Raw genomic sequence first — 17,551 nt, forward strand, 5'->3', positions numbered from 1 at the left:
TCACCGAGTCGTGTGGCCACGCCCCGAGTGGAGAGAACGCCATGCGCCGGTTCCAGATCGCTGTTCCCAGTCGTCGGGCCCGCACGGTGCTGGGGGTCCTGGCGGTGGCGTGCGCCGTGTCCTTGATCGCTCCGGCGGGAGCGTCCGCGGCGACATCGGGGACCGCGCCGCGTCCAGGGGCCTACGGGTACTTCGTGGACACCTACAAGACGAACACCCCTGCCGCCACGACGCCGGAGACGAACGCCGCGACCGGGATGCTGTCGCAGTTCGGCACCCTGTGGAGCCCGGGATCGTCGTGGGACAACGGGGTCGCAACCAGTGCCGCAGCGCAGCGGATCCTGGACTCGAACATCGCGCAAGCAGCGCGGACCACGCAGACCCGCACGGAGGCGCAGGGGCACGAGGCGTACCTGATCGACCGACGGAACCAGAGCTACTCGGCCATCGCGGGGTTCGGTGACCTGTCCGACGCGGTGCGGACCGCGACGAACGCCGGCACCACGATCCCCGACGAGATCCCGGCGGATGCCACGACGAAGCAGTACGTCGACCAGGGCAACGCGAAGGGGTCGTGGGCGGACACCGATTCGGAACTCGGCGACGTCGTCCAGCTGGTGAACACGCTGCGGGGCGACTACTCCTCGGCCAGCAACGCGAAGAAGTACTACCAGTACGCGCGGCCGTACCGGCAGAGCCAGGACGTCAAGGTGCCGCCGCAGCTCGTCCCCGAGAAGTCCCCGACGCCCGCCACCGACGGCGGGTTCCCCAGCGGACACACCAACGCCGGCTACCTGGCCTCCCTGGCGTTCGCGTACGCGTACCCGGAGAAGTACACCGAGCTCCTCGCCAACGGCTCGGAGATCGGCAACAGTCGGATCGTCGCGGGGATGCACTCGCCGCTCGACGTCATGGGAGGACGAGTCCTGGCGACTGCGCTGGCGGCAGCCATCCTGGACGACCCGGCCAACACGCAGCTCGAGCAGCAGGCGCACCAGCAGGCGGAGAAGGTGCTCGCCGCTGCCAGCCCGAGCGCCGTCGATCGGGACGCGGACTACGCGTCGGACAAGAAGGACTACCGCGGGCGTCTGACGTACGGGTTCACGCGGACCGGCACGAAGACGATCCCCGCCACGGTGCCGAAGGGTGCTGAAGCGCTCCTGCGGACCCGCCTGCCGTACCTCAGCGACGCCCAGATCCGAGAGGTGCTCCGGACGACCGCGCTGCCGTCGGGCTACCCCCTGCTGGACGACGCGGAAGGGTGGGGGCGCCTCGACCTCTTCTCGGCAGCGTCCGGCTACGGAGCGTTCGACAGCGCGGTGACGGTCTCGATGGACGCCGCCGAGAAGGGACTCGCCGCCGCCGACACCTGGCGCAACGACATCGGCGGGAACGGGTCACTGACCAAGCGGGGGACCGGCACCCTCACCCTTGCCGGCTCGAACCGCTACACCGGCGGCACCGTCGTCCGCGGTGGGACGCTGACCGCGGACTCCGCTGCTGCCCTGGGCAAGGGGTCGGTGACCACGGTCTCCGGCACGCTCGCCGAGGCCAGCACGAGGGTGATCCGAATCGGCGGCAACCTGACGCAGCGCTCGCACGCCGCACTGTCGCTGAGTGTCTCCGGACCCCGTCCTGCCCTGCGCGTCGAGGGCACGGCATCGTTCGGCGGGACGCTGCGAGTGCACGTCGCCACGGGCACGGCCGTGGCGAACGACCTGGTCCTGATCACGGCGGACCGGATCGCGAAGGGCTCGAGTTTCGGCCGGGTCCGCGTCGCCGGCCTGCCCGCCGGGTACAAGCCCGTGGTGGAGCGCCACGGCAACGAACTGCACCTCTTCAACGCCAACGCGACGAAGCACGGCCACGGCCGGGGCCACGGCGCCGCCTGAAGCGGAGCGCGTCAGGTCGGCTGCGAGTGCGGCGGGCACGACGGGCTGTGCTCAGGCCGCCCCGTCACCGAGGCCGAGCAGCAGCTTCCGGAGGAGCCCGGCCAGCTGCTGCTCCTCGTCGCTGCTCAGGGTGCCGAGGAGCGCCCGTTCGTTCTCGACGTGCCGGGCCAGTGCCGCGTCCACCACCTTCAGGCCGTGATCGGTCAACGTGACGAGCACGCTCCGTCGGTTCGCGGGGTCGGTCTCCCGCGTGACGTAGCCCTTCGCGACGAGCCGGTTCAAGCGGTTCGTGACGGCGCCGGAGGTCACCATCGTGGCGGCGAGCATCTGTCCGACGGCCAGCCGATGTGGTGATCCCGAACGTCGGAGGGTCGCGAGGAGGTCGAACTCACCCGGCAGCAGGTCGTGCTCAGCGAGGACGGCACCGACCTTCCGGTCGAGGATCGCTTCGGCGCGCCCGATGCGCCCGATGACGGCCATCGCGCGGACGTCGAGGTCTGGTCGTTCCCGGCCCCACTGGGCCACGACTCGATCGACGGCATCCTCCATCAGAGCACTCCTTCACGCTGAACTGTTTGACGCGAGTCTATCGGGGCCTTAATGTCTCAACGTTGAGAAGTTCAGCATGAAGGAAACGAGGCTCCGATGACCGATCGCTCGCTGTCCACGTCGGCGGCGGCCGGCCTCACGCTCAGCGCGGCGGTGGCACCGATCGTGTGGGGGTCGACCTACGTGGTCACCACCGAGCTCCTGCCCGCCGATCACCCGATGACGGCGAGTGTCCTCCGTGCGCTCCCCGTCGGCCTGCTGCTGCTCGCGCTCCGGCCGGGAGTCCCACCGCGGGGCTGGCGCCTCCGGACGTTCGTGCTCGGCATGCTCAACATCGGGTGCTTCTTCCCGCTGCTGTTCGTCGCGGCCGACCGGTTGCCGGGTGGCCTGGCGGCCATCGTCGGTGCGCTCCAGCCGCTCGTCGTCGTGGCACTGACCCTGGCGCTGCGGTGGGGACGGCCCGCGATCACCCACGTGGTGTGGGGAGTCGTGGCCTTGGTGGGCGTCGCGCTCGTCTCCCTCAGCGGAGGTGCCGTGTTCGACGTGCTCGGGCTCGCGGCCGCGGCGCTCGGGACGGTGTCCATGGCACTGGGGCTCCTGCTCACTCGTCGGTGGGGCACCCCGGAGGGCACACACCCCCTGACCTCGACCGCATGGCAGCTCATCGTCGGGGGCGTGGTGATCGCCCCGCTCATCCCGATCGTCGACAGCGGGCCGTGGCAGCCGACCGCCGCCGGGTACGCGGGGTACGCCTGGCTCACGCTGGTCGGTGGAGCCCTGGCCTACAGCGTCTGGTTCCGAGGCGCACGGGCGCTGCCGTCGGCCCGGATTGCGTTGTTGGGCGTCCTCAGCCCGTTGACCGCTGCGGTGCTCGGGTGGGTCGTCCTCGGCCAGGCGCTGTCGCCGCTGCAGATCGTCGGCTTCGTCGTCGCGCTCCTCGGCTCCCTGGGTGGGCAGCTCGGACGAGCGGGCTCTCGGGGACCTTCTTCCGAGACGCTGAGCCGTCGAACGCCTCGGTCGTGATCCGTCAGTCGTCCAGGAGCAAAGTCGCCCAACCCCTTCGCTGTGCCAAGCGCCACTCGGTGCTGCCAGGCACGCCACAGATCACGGGCTCGCCGACGAGTTCCAGGAACGGCACGTCCGACAGGTGGTCGCCGTAGGCCGCCGACGCGGTCAGGTCGATGTGCTCCTCGTCCGCGAGCTGCTGGATGGCATCCGTCTTCCGGCTGCCGATCATCGGGACGTCAACGTCGCCGGTGAAGACCCCGCCGGCCACGGACATGCTGGTGGCGAGCACGTGGACAGCTCCGAGCTGCTCGGCGAGGTCGTCGAGCAGCAGCGGCACGGAGCCGCTGACGAAGACGACGAGGTCGCCTCGTTCACGGTGCCGATGCAGCTGCTCGAGCGTCGACCGGTGGAAGTACGCGGCTGCCCGTTGGGCACACCAGCGCGCGATGAGGTCCGCAAGCTGGTCGCGGGAGCGGCCGCGCCACCATGAGAAGTAGTGGCGGTTCGCCGCTTCGCGAGAGACGCCGTCCTCGACCTGCATCCGCCGGAGTGCGTCGATGAACTCGTCGGCACGCTCGCCGCTGCCCTGCTCGATGGCGTCGAAGTGCAGGAGGTCGAACATCGTGGTGGTGCGCGTGAGGGTGCCGTCGACGTCGAAGAACGCGGCACGACGCAGGAGCCGCTCGGTCACGCCAGGGCGGCGAAGTCGAGGACGATGCGCCCCCGGACCCCGCCCAGTCCGAGCCGCGTGTGGGCGTCGTGCGCTCGGTCAGCCGGGACGACGTCGGCGATGCGCGCGGTGAGCACGCCGGCGTCGATGTGTTCCGCGATCTGCCGCAGCTTCTCCGACTCCTGCGTGTAGTCCGAAACCATGATCGGGTGGGCGACGATCCCGCGCGGGATCGGTTCGTCCCACCCCCTGAGCGGGACGAAGTGTCCACCGTCGCGGATCGCGGGGAACACCGCGCTCGTCTGGACCGCAGCATCGACGACGGCGTCGACACCCTGGGGGACGAGTGCTCGCACCTCGGCGGCGAACTCGTCGCCGCGGGGGACGACGTAGTCAGCGCCGAGGGACTTGACCAACTCGACGTCCTCGCCGCGGGCGTCCGCGATCACGGTGAAGCCCTCGTGCTTCGCGAGCTGCACCGTGAAGCCGCCGGCCGCACCAGCCGCGCCGGTCACCGCGAGTGTTCCGTGGCGCAGCTCGGGCAGCGAGTCCAGCGCGAGTCGTGCCGTCAAGGCGTTCATCGGGACAGCCGCTGCTTCGTGCAGGCTCAGTCGTTCCGGGCACCGCGTCACCGACCGTGCGGGGACGACGACGAACTCGGCGTACGCGCCCGAGACCAGAGGGGCGTCGACCACCGCCATGACGCGATCTCCGGTGTTCCAGCCCACGACGGACTTGCCGACCGCGTCGATGATGCCGGCGGCGTCCATGCCGGGAACGAACGGCGGGGTGCGTTCCTGGAGGACCGCGCGGTAGAAACCTGCCCGGAACGCGAGGTCCGTGGGGTTGACGGCGGCCCCGTGCACGCGGATGCGCACTTCGTCCGCTGCGGGGTCCGGGCAGGGGACCTCGTGCAGTCCGAGGACCTCTGGTCCGCCAAAGGAAGTGGTGCCGACGAGCTTCATGCGTCCATCCAACCCGGGGAAGCCGCTCCGAACCAGGTGCTCTCACCACCAGTCGACGCGATCCGGGATGCATGAACCGGGTGGTTGCACACCCCGGATAACGCAGCCCTGTCGGGGGAGCGCGGAGGTCGTTGACCATCGGAGTGCGGACCGGCGAGGGGGCCGGTCCGCACCCACGACGATTCGACCTCGACGACAGGAAGTGCATGCGACTCGCGATCACCGGTGCGTACGGCTCGGGCAAGTCCACCCTGGCCAAGGCCGCCGCGGAGCGCTTCGGGCTCCAGGCCGAGGCACTGCCCCCGATGCAGGACCCGTTCGGCTCCCGCAAGGCGGCGACCGGCTGCAGCCCGGCACAGCTCGTCGAGCTGGTGGTGCGACGCCTGATCGAGCGCAGCGCACGCGAGTCCGGTGACCTCTGGGTCTCCGACGGGTCGCTGGTGCACGACTGGGTCTTCGCGAAGACGCTGCTCCTGCACGGGGTCGACCCGGATGCAGCACCGCGCCCGACGATCGCGGGTCGCGGTCTCGTCAACGGGCTCCTCGAGCCGTCCCGGCGAGCCGTGCGGTCCTCGCTGCACGATCGTTACGACGTCGTGGTGCACCTGCCGATCGAGTTCGCCATGACCGAGCCGGCACCTCCGGTGTCCGAGTCGTTCCGGACACGGTCGGAGGAGTACCTGGCCGAGGAGCTCGCTCTTGCGGGGCTGCGACCGAAGACCGTGACCGGCTCCGTCGAGGACCGCCTCGAGCAGATCGCGGCGCTCGTCGCCGTGCCCACCGCCACCGCCGCCTAGTCCGCATCCACCCCTCACCGAACGGAACCCTCATGCAAGAGAACCTGAAGCTCGCCATCTCCGGCACCTACTCGACCGGGAAGAGCACGACGACCGAGGCCCTGTCCATCGCGACGGGGCTGCCGAGGACCCATGCGATGACGTCCCGGGAGATCCTGATCGACCTCATCCCGGGCAAGACCGTGATGGACCTCAACGCCATGGAACTCATCAAGCTCGGGCTCCGGCGGTTCGAGGAGCGGGTCCACAACGAATCCGGACCCGGCCCGTTCATCTCCGACGGTGGGGTGTTCCACGAGTGGGTCTACTTCGAGGCACGCATGCGCGTCGGCATCAACCCCGGCGCACCGAAGTGGTTCCAGGCGGTGAAGAAGGTCACCGGCCTGCCCGTCAAGCACTTCTACCAGCGGTACACCGACACCCTCGGGGACGTCACCCGCTCCCGGGCGAAGCGGATCTACGACGCGTACGTGCACCTGCCCGTCGAGTTCGACATGCACAAGGACGGTCACCGCCCCGTCTCCGAACCCTTCCGTCGACTCTCCGACGATCTGCTCATCGAGGCCCTGCAGGACCTCGGGATCCCGTACCACGTGGTCGGTGGTCCGATCCCGGAGCGGGTGGACCGGATCATCGAGCTCTTCGACATGCCGCAGGTGGTTCCGACGGCCGAGGCGATCGAGCTCGCTCAGGCCCGGGTCCGCGCGGCGACCGACGTGCTGGAGCAGGACGCGCGCTTCCACGAGGCACAGCGGCAGAAGACCTTCGGACGCCAGCTCAAGTACGCCCTCCGCTACTGACACCGCCACCAGCTCGCACCCCTCGAAAGGACCGACCATGCTCACGACCGCGGAAACCGTCCGGAACGGCGCACGGGTGACGAGCCCGGCACTGCTGCTCGCACTCCTCGCCTTCGCTCAGCTCATCATCGCGCTCGACTACAACATCGTGTTCGTCGCCCTGCCCGTCATCGGAGAGGGACTGCACTTCTCGGAGTCCGCCCTGCAGTGGGTGGTGAGCGCGTACGCCGTCGCCTTCGGGGGGTTCCTGCTCCTGGGGGGCCGTCTCGCGGACCTCATCGGGAAGCGGCGGGCGTTCGTGATCGGCCTCGCGCTCTACGCCGTGGCGTCGCTGGTGGGTGCCGTCGCATCCGATCCACTCGTCCTCGTCATCGCGCGCGCGTTCCAAGGACTCGGCGGGGCGTTCCTGTCCCCGGCCACGCTGTCCCTGGTGACGACCAGCTTCCCGGAAGGGCGCTCCAGGAACACTGCGATGTCCGTCTGGGCCGCCGCCGGCAGCACCGGCATGGTCCTCGGCTCGCTGCTCGGCGGTGTCCTGACCGGCAGCCTCGGTTGGGAATCCGTCTTCACGGTCAACGTGGTCCTGGCCGTGGTCGCGATCGTGGGTGCGTTCCTGCTCATCCCCGCCGATCGGCGATCGGTGGCCGCTGGTCGGCCTCGGCTGGACGTCCCGGGTGCCGTCACCGGGACGATCGGTGTCCTCGCCGTCGTCTTCGCGCTGGTGCAGGCACCCGAGTCCGGGTGGGCGGCGCCGGTGACCTTCGGGCCGGGCGTGGTCGGCATCGTGTTCCTCGTGGCGTTCGTCCTGGTGCAGCGTTCGACGCGTGAGCCGCTGGTGCCCCTGACGCTGTTCCACTCGGGCAACCTCGGCGTCGGAACGTGGGTGACGTTCCTGTTCATGGCCACCTTCGGTGCCATCCCGTTCTTCCTGACGATCTACCTGCAGCAGCAGCTCGGTTTCTCGCCGCTGGTGACTGGGCTGGCGTTCATCATCCCTTCGGCGTGCGTGCTGATCGGGGCGACGTGGGCTGGTCGGCTCGGCAACTCCCATGCCCCCCGGTCCGTCCTCGCCGTGTCCTTCACAGTCGGTGCCGTCGGGACGGCGGCGCTGGCTGCCGGGTTCGCTGCGGGGCTGTCCCCGTACGTGCTCGTGGTGCCACTGGTCGTGCTCAGCATCGCCCAGGGCGTCGTCTTCACCACCATGTTCACCCTCGCGACGAGCGGCGTGCCCGGGGAACACCAGGGCACTGCGTCCGGAATCGCCACGGCTGGGCAGCAGGTCGGCGGCGCCGTCGGACTCGCGCTCCTCGTCCTCGGGTCGTCGGCCGTGGCTGACGGAGACCTGATGGGGCAGATCGTGGTCGCTACCTTCCTCATCGCCGCCGGGCTGGTGATCGGTGTACTCGTGTCGCTGACGGCGTCACGTCGACGGTCCGTGGTCGCGGCGGAGGACGCAGCCGCGGACGGCATCGCGGCTTCTCCGGTGACCGCGGGTGGACCCGCGGCCACCAGCTGAGGACGTCCGCACGTGGGGGCTGCGTCGGGCCGTTCACTGCTGTACTTCCACCACGCCGGCGGTCTGGCCACCGTGCCGAAGGGAGTCCGGGCAGCGGCGACCGCCGCCGGACTCGAGCAGGTCACCGCCGTCGGTTTCGAGCGCGCTGCCCTCGGCACGACCTGGGCGACGATCGAGATGCTGGCGGCGCTCTCGGTCCGCGCCGTGCAGGAGGCGCTTCCCGGCGCGCTCCTGTACGGCCATAGCATGGGCGGCCTGATTGCGTTCGAGGTCTGTCGGCAACTCGCCGCGGTCGGGTCACCGATGCCGTCCGCGCTCGTGCTCGGCGCGACCGCACCGCCTGGCGTGCTCCCCGCGACGAAGGACACGTGCTCGATCCTCGGGACCGAGTCGTCCGGTCGCGCGGCCAGCGTCCGGACCCGAGCCGGCATCGACCGGTCCCGCGCCTACGCACCACGGCCCGTACCGATCGGCGTCGCGGTGCACGTGGTCTGTGGGAGGGACGACGAGATCGTGACGCCGGAAGCCATGGAACGGTGGTCGGATCTGGGATGTGAGACGCTCGCCGTGCACGCGATCGACGGCGCCCACCTGTTCCATCAAGCCGCGCACGAGCAACTCACCGAGGTCCTCGTCGCGATCGCCCGATCCGGTTAGAGTTGCCCGTCGCAACACCATTCGTCGACCATCAGGGGGGTCTTCATGCAGGATGACGCGGGCGTGATCGTCGCGGAGAGTGAACACGGGCAGGGGCGACGGGCGTGGTTGGGGGAGTTCCTTCGCGCTCGACGAGAGGCACTGCAGCCGGAGGACGTCGGGCTCCCGCGCTCGGCCCGCCGTCGGACTCCCGGACTGCGCCGCGAGGAGGTCGCCGTGCTCGCGAACGTCGGTGTGAGTTGGTACACGTGGCTCGAGCAGGGGCGGGACATCGGTGTCTCGACGGTCGTCGTCGATGCGATCGCCAACGCGCTCCGGCTCGAGGGCGCCGACCTCGAGTACTTCTACGAACTCACCGGCAAGGTGCCGGCGTCACGCCGAGCCGCGGCCGACGACTTGAAGGGCTCGCTCGAGCGCATGCTGTCGAGCATCCAGGACATGCCTGCCTACGCCGCCGACCGGTACTGGAACGTGTTCGCGACGAACGAGCTCGCGGCGAAGACCTTCCAGACGCAGGTCGGCACCAACTGCCTCATCCGGTACTTCACCGACGAGGACTACGCGACGCACTACCCGCATCGTGACCTCGCGGCCCGGATGATGGTCTCGCAGTTCCGTCGGCAGGCGACGGCCTTCGCCACCGATCCGATGTTCGAGTCGATCGCCACCGACCTCTCCGAGCGCTCGCCGGAGTTCCGACGGCACTGGGGGGAGCACTCCGTCGGGCAGGAACCCCACGTCGCGACGGTGTTCGACCATTCGCTCGGCCGGATGTCCTTCGAGACCGTGGTGCTCACACCCGCTGTGGGTGGAGACGACCTGATGCTCTTCCTGTACTCGCCGTCACCGGCCACCGCGCCGGCGACGATGGCCGTGCTCGAACAGATCCGATGATCGACGAGCGGCGCCGAGCCCCGGCCCGGGTGCGCTCGCTGGAGGTCGGTGACGTCCGGGTGACCTCGGTGCCGGACGGCCGCATCCAGTTGCACCCCGCTGGCTGGTACGGGCGATCGGAGCCGCCGAGGCCGGCCGCCGAGGTCCGACCACTCCTCGATGTCGACGGGTACCTGGTCGCATCCGTCGGATCGCTCGTCATCGAGTCCGGCGACCAGGTCATCGCGCTCGACACCGGACTCGGCCCCGTCGACGTGCCGCGTGGCGGAGGGCGCCCAGCGATCGGCCGGATGACCGGCGGGACACTGCCCGTCGAGTGGCAGACCGCTGGCTTGCCCGAGCCGACGCAGGTGGTCATCACCCACCTGCACGAAGACCACAGCGGCTGGTGGAGCAGCGATGGCCCGTTCGGTACCCGTCTCCGGAGCCTCCCGACCACGGCCGGTCGCCTCGACCTCGAACGGAGTGCCCTGGCGGAGCGATCTGACCGGTGGCAGCCGGCGGACGGCGGCGAGCAGTTGGCACCCGGTGTGACCGTCGTCCCGATGCCCGGCCACACGCCGGGGCACATCGGGCTGCGGATCGAGTCACGGGGCAGGGTCCTGATCGCCTTCGGTGACGCCCTGCACAGCCCGCTGCAGGTCGGTGACCCCACGATCAACGCCTTCGTCGAGCACGACCCCGTCATGGCGATCACAACGAGGGCCGCGCTGCTCGACGAGCTGGAGCGTCACGATGCTCTGGCCTACGGCAACCACTTCGCCGACGTCGTGTTCGGACGGGTCGAGCACCGGCGATGGGTCCCGGTCGCCGAGTCAGGCTGATCGGTCGGGACGCGGCGACCGCATGACTGGTGGTGTTGCTCCCACCATAACCGACGCCTGGTCACGTCTTCCGTCACGGTGGATCGTGGTCCTGCAGGACGCCACTCCTCCACCGACAGGAGACCGAACCGTGACACCCGACACCATCGAACGCCACGAATCCATCGACGACCTCCTCGGCCCGGCAGCCGGACGGTTCTTCGGACTCGGCTACCGACTCACGGACCCACGACTCCGCGGCGCCGTGGTGCGGGCGGACGACACGACGTGGCGGCTCTCCGCCACCGCCGACGCGACCGCCGGCGCGGCCTGGTCGCGCAAGGGCGACGACGTGCAGGAACCACACCTCAGCACCACAGACCTGATGGTGTTGGGCATCGCGAGCGCCTACGAACTCGTCGCTCAGGAGCTCGATGCCGAGTCGATGACCGCGTGCTCGATCGCCAGCATCGACATCCGGTCCCCGCGTCGCCCGATCGAGGGGGACCTCGCGGTGCTCCCGGTGACGGGACATGCACCCCGGGGCGCGGCGGCAACCGGCGGGGACGTGCCGATCACGGTTGACGTCGCCGGTTTCACGATCGCACTCGTCGTGCGCCGGTCATGCACCGTGCAACCCGTCGCGGGCCAGGCGCGGGTCGAGGACCGCCCGGGCGACGGCGTGTACTGCGGCGTGTACCGCAGCCGCTCCCCGTTGGTCGAGGAGGTCGAGCTCGCCTGGGACGAGGCGCGCGCGACCGTCGTCGTGCCTCCGCTCGGCCGACGTCCCGCCGAGGAGCTGTGCGGCTTCGAGGCGGCGTTCCAGCCCGGCCTCAACCTCGTCGACACGTTCGTCGCGACTCTCCAGCTCGGACAGGTGCTGCTCTACCGACTGGACACGCTCGCCCGAGCTGAGAGCGACACGCTCTGGATGCGCCGGACGGTGATCACGGTCCCGGGGTCGCCGCACCCCTCGGTGCGGAGCGACGCGCGTGTCCGGCTGGACCGCGCACGCACGCTCGAGCAGGATGGCCGCTCCTGGCGCCTCGCCGACATCGTCGGGACCTTCGACACCGGTGTGCGCGTGTCGTGCTCCGTCGCGCACGTGGTCGGTGCCGCATGACCGCCCTCGACGAGATCGTCGTCGACGCGACGCCGGAGCGTGACCCCCACGCGACGACGACCCGAACGGTGCTGCAGGGCCTCGGAGGTGCTCTCCCGCGCCGGGTGGTGACGAACGACGACCTCGCCGCCACGCTCGACACGACCGACGAGTGGATCCGGTCGCGAACCGGTATCGGCGCGCGGCACCAGGTCGACCCGGGTACCTCGACGAGCGACCTCGCGGTCGCCGCCGGCCGACGGGCCCTGGAGAACGCCGGCGTCGACTCCGTGGACATGGTGATCGTCGCGACGTCGACCCCTGACCATCGGTGTCCCGCCACCGCACCTGACGTCGCGGCACGCCTCGGCCTGGGCACGGTGCCGGCGTTCGACCTCGCCGCCGTGTGCTCGGGCTTCGTGTACGGGCTCGCGCAGGCCGACGCCCTGATCCGATCCGGCGCGGCCAGGCGGGTCCTGCTCATCGGAGCGGACACGTTCACGACCCTGGTCGACCCGGGTGACCGGGCCAACGCCGTCATCTTCGGGGACGGCGCCGGTGCGGTCGTGCTGGGTGCCGGTCAGGCATCGGACGCCGGCGCGCTCGGGTCCGTCACCCTCGGCTCGGACGGCACCGGACTCGATCTGATCCGGGTGGAGGCCGGCGGATCACGCCAGCCCGTCGTCGACCGGGGGGACCCGACGGCGTGGTTCGCGATGCAGGGCCGTGCGGTGTTCGCTGCCGCCGTGACCGCGATGGCGGACTCGTGCCGCTCTGTCCTCGACGCCGCCGGATGGGCCGTGGACGACGTCGACCACCTCGTGGCGCACCAGGCGAACCGGAGGATCCTGACCATGGTCGCCGCTTCGATCGGCGTTGCCGCCGACCGAGCCGTCCTGCACCTCGACCGCGTCGGCAACACCTCGGCCGCGTCGATCCCACTCGCCCTCGCCGCGCATGCGACCGAGATGCGGACGGGGGCCCGGGTCCTGCTGACCGCGTTCGGCGGTGGGGCGACCTGGGGTGCCGGCACACTCACGTGGCCGACCCTCACCGCGCCGGTCATCGACCTCGTTTGAGGGGTCCGACCACGACGTTCCACCCCATCGGCTCCTCGCGCAGCGGGGGCCGGCTCACCCGACCAGGAAGGCCACAGTCATGACCGCAACCGTCCCCTCTGCCGAGGCCCTCGTCGAACTCATCCGAACGAGTGTCGAGGAACTGTCCCACGTCAGCGGCGTCGACAAGACGTTCGAAGAACTCGACCTCGACTCGCTCTCGATGGTCGAGATCGCGACCATCGTCGGGCAGACCTACGGTGTCCCGCTCGGCGAAGAAGAGGTCGTCGAGGCCGGTAACTTCATCACGCTGACCGAACTCGTGCAGGCGCGCGTCACGGCGTAGCCCTGACGGAGAGACCGCCTGATCGGATCAGGCAGGCGGACGGCCTCGCGTACACCCCCTGTGCGCGAGGCCGCTGCACGCGGTCATGCGCAGGGGTGACGACTCAGAACTGCCGGTTCGCCACATCCGCCCGGTGCGACACCGCCAGTATGTCCCGCAGCCGCTCGGCGGGCAATGGTGCTCCCTGATCCGCCAGGTAGTCCGCCGCGAATCCCTCGGCACTCGCCGCGTAGATCCCCGTGTACGCCCCGGACTCCGGCTCGAAGCGCCACGACTCGGCCAGGGTCCCGGCGTCCACGGTGTCGAACCCGAGCAGCTGCACGAGCTCGGCGACCACGGCCTTGGCCTGCTCGTCGTCGCCCGCGATCGGCAGCGCCGTGAGAGGCGCGGAGTCGGCGAGGTTCGGGATGTGGTGCGCGACGATGTTGTTGAACGCCTTGACGATCCGCGTGCCGGGCAGGAGCGTCTGCTCGTACTCCGCCGTGGTCGTCGCGAGGGTGTCGAGCTGCTCGATCCTGCCGTCGCGACCGGGGTAGTAGTTGCCCGTCGACAGCACGGTCCGCCCGGCGAAGGCGTCGAGGTCGGGGGCGAGTGCCGGGTAGGCGGTGAGCGGGATCGCGAGGACGGGCACGTCGCCGAATTCGACGGCCTGTCGCACGGTGCCGGCCTGGGCCCGCGGGCCGAGCTCCGCGACGAGGTCCTGCAGCGACTCGGGGCCGCGCGAGTTCGCGATGAGGACGTCGAGGTCGGCTGCGACGGCCAGGCGTGCGATCGCGGTGCCGATGGCGCCGCTGCCGATGATGCCGATGCGGTTCATGGTGTGCCCTTTCAGGGAGGTGGATCTCAAGGAAGAAGCGGGGCTTCCCAGCCCCGCCGAGACAGGGCGGAGAGTGCCGCGGACGACAAGCCGTCGGCCATCGCGGCACCCCGGACCCAGCTGGTCGCCAACGCGGCGAGGAACAGGTCCCGCGCGCGGACGTCGGCACGCGCACGACCGGAACGCTGGGCGGCGCGGAGGAACTCGTCCGTGGTGGTGATGAACCCCTGGCACGTCAGGGCGAGCGGTGACGAGTCGGACGAGGCGGCGGCGCGGAGCGGTTCGGGCAGCCCGTCGAACGTGCCGGCCCACTCGGTGACCGCGTCGAGCCAGCCGTGCAGGGCGTCGGCGGCGTCGACGGAGCCGTCGCGCAGGGCTTCGCGACGGGCCACCAGGTGTTCGTCGCGCGCGGCGAGGAGCTCGGCGAGCAGGGCCTCGCGCGTTGGGAAGTGCCGGTACAGGGTGCCGGCGCCGACGCCGGCCCGCTTGGCGATCGCGTCGAGCGAGCCGGTCACGCCGTGCTCGGTGAACGCGCGCTCGGCGACCCGCAGGATGTGGTCCCGGTTCCGCAGCGCGTCAGCGCGCGCGGGACGCGGGGAGTGCAGTGAACGCGGTGCGCGCCCGGCGGGAGCGGTCTGCTCGGGCATGGCGGCCCTCCAGGCTGTGGCGTCGAGTACCGGAGAAGCTCTCCGGAACAACCACCGTACAGGAGACCCTCTCCGTTTCGACGCTGCAGCGCGACGCCCGGGCGTCAGGACTCCTCGGCAGCCTCCGCCGCGTCCGCCAGGTCCGACCGCGTGTTCGCGTGGATCGGCTCGCTGTGCCCGAAGGTCTTCGCGGCGGCGCGCAGCCGCCCGACGAACTCCCCGTTGTCCATCTCGAGTTCGTCCTCTTCCGCGTCCTCGATGACGATCTCGCTCGACGGCCCGATGAGGATCTTCGTGGTGGTCATCGTCCCGTCGTCGGCGACGGCGGGCACGTCGACGGTGTCCGCTCGGTCCCCGCCTGCGAGAGCCGCGGCGTACTCGATCACGGCGTCGGCGACGTCGTCACCGACCAGGATCGTGGTGGCGTCGTAGTGGATGTGCTTCATCGCGTACTCCTTCCCGGACCCATACAAACGCGCGGCGCGGGAACCGGCTTCAGGATGACCGCTGCACGCGGTGGTCCGGGTCCGGGGACTCCAGGGCGTTCCACACGTCGCCCCAGATCAGCTCGAAGTCGACGGGGCGGATGCGGTCGGCCCGGAGCGCCTGCTCCAGGATCGACAGCGCGTCCAGGGAGCCGGTGAGCAGACGCTCGTCGCCGTGGACCTCGTGGCGGCCGTCGCCCAGGAACGTCGTCACGGTGACGGACCGCACCCGTGGTCGCAGCGAGCGGGTGGCGCGGGCGAGGACCGCGAAGCCACCGCCGTAGACGAGCAGCGCGGTGGTTGTCCCGACGGCGGGGACCGAGACGGCGAGCACCAGGGCGGCGAGGGCGACGACCGCCCCGACGGCCGGCCAGACGTGCCAGGCACGCAGCAGCAGGCGCTCGCCGGTGGTCGTGCCGGGCGGGAACACGACGAGGGTCCGCGAGCTCCACAGCGTCCGCCCGACGGGTCGGATCGTGTACCGGCCCCACAGGTGGGTGCCGTCGAGCAGCCGGGTGCGGACCGGCAGCGCGACGGTCATCGACCCACCGGCGCGAGTTCGGTGCGCGCCGGCGCGCGTTCCGCCCGGACCGGCGCGAGTTCCGCCCGGACCGGCTCGACGACGTCGCGGTGCCGGACGGTCGCCAGGCACGGGAAGCAGACCAGGTCGCCTTCGCGGACGTCGGCCGGCAGCGGAGCCGGGAGGCGGTGGAACGGACCGTCGGCCTGACCGTCACAGCGTGTGACGACGTACATCGGGGACAGGGGAGCGGTGCTCCGGCGTCCGATCAGGCGCACCTGGTCGAGCACGGCGCAGGTCGGCAGGACCGCGTCCAGTTCCAGGAGCACCACCCCGGTGCGCGGTCGCCGCACACGGGTGACCGACGCGACGGCGACGCTCACGTCGCGGGGCGCCCACCCGCGCGGACGGTACCGGGGCGGGGACTGCTCGGCGGTGTGCACGGTCGGGGTGCCGGTGAGGTCGGCGAGCCGGACCATCGAGATCGCCGAGACCAGCAGGTCGTCGGTGGTCGCGACGGTGTGGGCCGGCCAGAGGAACGGGTCCATCGGATCGGGGAGCGACGCGCGGAGCGTCGGCATGATCGCAGTCAGTGTCACGACCTCACGCTCTCGCGGGCTCGCGCAGCGCGGAAGGCCTCCTGACGGAACCCCTACGGTCGGCGGCGGAGTCCTGACGGAGCGCTCACCGGCGGGTGGCCGAGCGGAGGGCTGCGGTCCACCCGAGGGAGATCACGCCGGCGCCGATCAGGGTCTTCACCACACCACCGAGGACGAACGGGTACAGCCCGTACTGCAGGGTCTGCTGCAGGTCGAGGCCGAGTGCCACCGCGAGCCAGGCCATCCCGGCGACGAAGGTGACGACGGTGCCGAGGGTGAAGGACAGCAGCGCGTTCCGCAGCGGGCGGTCGCCGAAGCGTTCGGCGACCCAGCCGACCAGGGCGGCGGCGACGACGAAGCCGACGATGTACCCGCCCGAGGGGCCGACGAGCACGCCGAACCCGGCCGAACCGTCCGCGAAGACCGGCAGCCCGACGACGCCGAGCAGTGCGTAGACGAGCATCGACAGGGCACCGCGCCGGGCACCGAGGGCACTGCCGACGAGCAGCACGGCCAGGGTCTGCCCGGTGATCGGGACGGGCCAGATCGGCACGGCCACCTGCGCGGCACCGGCGGTCAGCAGCGCGCCGCCGATGACCAGGGCGGTGCTGACGACGGCGGTGCGGGGGAGCAGGGCGTCGGCGAGCGGACGGTGTGCGGCGGGGGTGATCGTGGTCATGGTGACTCCTTGCAGAGGGGAGAGGGAGGGTCAGACCGCGACGGCAGCCAGCAGGGCCTCGGCGTCGCGCCGGGCCTCGGCCACGGCGGCGGTGTCGAGGCCGCAGGCGCGCAGGCAGGTCGCGACGAGGGCGTCGCGGTCGGCGTCCTGCACGGGGCCGGACCGGCGGAGCTGGATGACGGTCTCGGTGATCTGGATGAGCACGGCACCGAGGCGCGACGGCGCGACACCGGCGGCGACGTCCGGGGTGGCAGCGCGCGAGCCGAGGCGCCCGTAGGCCTCCTGCAGTTCGACGCGCTCGGCCCGGAACCCGTCGTAGCGCTCGCCCTGCACCTCGGGCAGCAGGTACAGCGTGCCGATGTTGTGCGGCGTGCGGGCGAGGGTGTCCACGTCGGCGACGACCAGCGCGGCCAGGGCACCGGCTGCCGAGGCCGACTCCGGCACGAGCTGCTCGAGCCCGCGGACCAGCTCGAGGCTCGGGCGCACCGAGGTCGTGAGCAGCTCGACGAGCATGTCGTCCTTGCCGGCGAAGTGGTAGTACAGCGAGGCCTGCCGGATCCCGACCCGTTCGGCGATCGCCCGGGTCGAGGTCGCGCTGATGCCGTTCTCGACGAACAGCGCGGCGGCGGCGTCGAGGATCTGGTCGCGCGGGCTCAGCGCGGAGTCGGCGTTCGGCACGACCCGCGGTCGGCCGGGGCGCACGGGCCGGTCGTCGGGGGACATGCCCCCATCCTGACAGCCGGTGTC

At 71.0% G+C, this 17,551-nt stretch carries 21 protein-coding genes; 11 read left to right on the plus strand and 10 right to left on the minus strand.

The window, feature by feature from the left end:
* Positions 1-194: 194 nt before the first annotated feature.
* Positions 195-1,892 (plus strand): acid phosphatase, encoded by a 1,698-nt coding sequence (locus DEI96_RS01130; RefSeq protein ID WP_111024029.1) that lies wholly within the window; start codon positions 195-197, stop codon positions 1,890-1,892.
* Positions 1,893-1,943: 51 nt separating this feature from the next.
* On the opposite strand, the gene DEI96_RS01135 is transcribed toward DEI96_RS01130, so the two are convergent.
* Positions 1,944-2,441: a MarR family winged helix-turn-helix transcriptional regulator gene (locus DEI96_RS01135; RefSeq protein ID WP_111024030.1), complete on the minus strand. Its 498-nt coding sequence runs from the start codon at positions 2,439-2,441 to the stop codon at positions 1,944-1,946.
* A gap of 96 nt (positions 2,442-2,537) precedes the next feature.
* Here DEI96_RS01135 and DEI96_RS01140 point away from each other — a divergent pair, with 96 nt between their 5' ends.
* Positions 2,538-3,464, plus strand: coding sequence for an EamA family transporter (locus DEI96_RS01140; RefSeq protein WP_111024031.1), 927 nt, complete (start codon positions 2,538-2,540; stop codon positions 3,462-3,464).
* Between the two features lie 4 nt (positions 3,465-3,468).
* Here the strand turns inward: DEI96_RS01140 and DEI96_RS01145 are convergent, their stop codons facing one another.
* Together DEI96_RS01145 and DEI96_RS01150 are read right to left on the minus strand one after the other, a co-directional pair.
* A complete protein-coding gene (locus DEI96_RS01145) occupies positions 3,469-4,140 on the minus strand; it encodes an HAD family hydrolase (protein WP_111024032.1) in 672 nt (223 codons plus the stop codon).
* Positions 4,137-5,084, minus strand: coding sequence for an NADP-dependent oxidoreductase (locus DEI96_RS01150; protein WP_111024033.1), 948 nt, complete (start codon positions 5,082-5,084; stop codon positions 4,137-4,139). The genes DEI96_RS01145 and DEI96_RS01150 overlap by 4 nt, the downstream gene beginning before the upstream one ends.
* Before the next feature lie 206 nt (positions 5,085-5,290).
* Between DEI96_RS01150 and DEI96_RS01155 the strand changes: the two genes are divergently transcribed.
* From DEI96_RS01155 to DEI96_RS01195, 9 genes are all read left to right on the plus strand, one after another.
* A complete protein-coding gene (locus DEI96_RS01155; protein WP_071404742.1) occupies positions 5,291-5,881 on the plus strand; it encodes an AAA family ATPase in 591 nt (196 codons plus the stop codon).
* 32 nt (positions 5,882-5,913) lie between these two features.
* The gene (locus DEI96_RS01160; RefSeq protein ID WP_071404743.1) at positions 5,914-6,681 is read left to right on the plus strand and encodes an ATP/GTP-binding protein; all 768 of its coding nucleotides are present in this window, start codon (positions 5,914-5,916) and stop codon (positions 6,679-6,681) included.
* Positions 6,682-6,718: 37 nt separating this feature from the next.
* On the plus strand, positions 6,719-8,197 hold the full coding sequence (locus DEI96_RS01165) for an MFS transporter (RefSeq protein ID WP_111024034.1): 1,479 nt from the start codon (positions 6,719-6,721) through the stop codon (positions 8,195-8,197).
* A gap of 12 nt (positions 8,198-8,209) precedes the next feature.
* Complete coding sequence (locus DEI96_RS01170) at positions 8,210-8,854, plus strand: thioesterase II family protein (RefSeq protein ID WP_071404745.1); 645 nt, start codon at positions 8,210-8,212, stop codon at positions 8,852-8,854.
* A 45-nt stretch (positions 8,855-8,899) separates the two neighbouring features.
* The gene (locus tag DEI96_RS01175; protein WP_071404746.1) at positions 8,900-9,748 is read left to right on the plus strand and encodes a helix-turn-helix transcriptional regulator; all 849 of its coding nucleotides are present in this window, start codon (positions 8,900-8,902) and stop codon (positions 9,746-9,748) included.
* Positions 9,745-10,572 carry an MBL fold metallo-hydrolase gene (locus DEI96_RS01180; RefSeq protein ID WP_111024035.1) on the plus strand — a complete coding sequence of 276 codons (828 nt, stop codon included), beginning with the start codon at positions 9,745-9,747 and terminating at the stop codon, positions 10,570-10,572. The genes DEI96_RS01175 and DEI96_RS01180 overlap by 4 nt, the downstream gene beginning before the upstream one ends.
* A 130-nt stretch (positions 10,573-10,702) precedes the next feature.
* Positions 10,703-11,674, plus strand: coding sequence for an AvrD family protein (locus DEI96_RS01185; protein ID WP_181440555.1), 972 nt, complete (start codon positions 10,703-10,705; stop codon positions 11,672-11,674).
* Positions 11,671-12,732 carry a beta-ketoacyl-ACP synthase III gene (locus DEI96_RS01190; protein WP_084740770.1) on the plus strand — a complete coding sequence of 354 codons (1,062 nt, stop codon included), beginning with the start codon at positions 11,671-11,673 and terminating at the stop codon, positions 12,730-12,732. The genes DEI96_RS01185 and DEI96_RS01190 overlap by 4 nt, the downstream gene beginning before the upstream one ends.
* Positions 12,733-12,811: 79 nt before the next feature.
* Positions 12,812-13,057 (plus strand): acyl carrier protein, encoded by a 246-nt coding sequence (locus tag DEI96_RS01195; RefSeq protein ID WP_111024037.1) that lies wholly within the window; start codon positions 12,812-12,814, stop codon positions 13,055-13,057.
* A 103-nt stretch (positions 13,058-13,160) separates the two neighbouring features.
* Here the strand turns inward: DEI96_RS01195 and DEI96_RS01200 are convergent, their stop codons facing one another.
* The 7 genes from DEI96_RS01200 to DEI96_RS01230 all read right to left on the minus strand — a co-directional run bounded on the left by DEI96_RS01200 (position 13,161) and on the right by DEI96_RS01230 (position 17,527).
* Complete coding sequence (locus DEI96_RS01200; protein WP_111024038.1) at positions 13,161-13,874, minus strand: NADPH-dependent F420 reductase; 714 nt, start codon at positions 13,872-13,874, stop codon at positions 13,161-13,163.
* Positions 13,875-13,900: 26 nt separating this feature from the next.
* Positions 13,901-14,521 carry a TetR/AcrR family transcriptional regulator gene (locus DEI96_RS01205; RefSeq protein WP_111024039.1) on the minus strand — a complete coding sequence of 207 codons (621 nt, stop codon included), beginning with the start codon at positions 14,519-14,521 and terminating at the stop codon, positions 13,901-13,903.
* Positions 14,522-14,625: 104 nt separating this feature from the next.
* On the minus strand, positions 14,626-14,967 hold the full coding sequence (locus DEI96_RS01210) for a hypothetical protein (protein WP_071404752.1): 342 nt from the start codon (positions 14,965-14,967) through the stop codon (positions 14,626-14,628).
* 49 nt (positions 14,968-15,016) lie between these two features.
* Positions 15,017-15,547 carry a DUF6611 family protein gene (locus tag DEI96_RS01215; RefSeq protein WP_111024040.1) on the minus strand — a complete coding sequence of 177 codons (531 nt, stop codon included), beginning with the start codon at positions 15,545-15,547 and terminating at the stop codon, positions 15,017-15,019.
* Positions 15,544-16,125 (minus strand): hypothetical protein, encoded by a 582-nt coding sequence (locus tag DEI96_RS01220; protein WP_146246927.1) that lies wholly within the window; start codon positions 16,123-16,125, stop codon positions 15,544-15,546. The genes DEI96_RS01215 and DEI96_RS01220 overlap by 4 nt, the downstream gene beginning before the upstream one ends.
* Positions 16,126-16,210: 85 nt before the next feature.
* Positions 16,211-16,804: a biotin transporter BioY gene (locus DEI96_RS01225; RefSeq protein ID WP_111024042.1), complete on the minus strand. Its 594-nt coding sequence runs from the start codon at positions 16,802-16,804 to the stop codon at positions 16,211-16,213.
* Between the two features lie 30 nt (positions 16,805-16,834).
* Positions 16,835-17,527, minus strand: a complete 693-nt coding sequence (locus DEI96_RS01230) for a TetR/AcrR family transcriptional regulator (RefSeq protein ID WP_111024043.1) — start codon at positions 17,525-17,527, stop codon at positions 16,835-16,837.
* Positions 17,528-17,551 lie beyond the last annotated feature (24 nt).

Origin of the sequence: Curtobacterium sp. MCLR17_031, from assembly GCF_003234775.2 — a bacterium.
Taxonomy (GTDB): Bacteria; Actinomycetota; Actinomycetes; order Actinomycetales; family Microbacteriaceae; genus Curtobacterium; species Curtobacterium flaccumfaciens.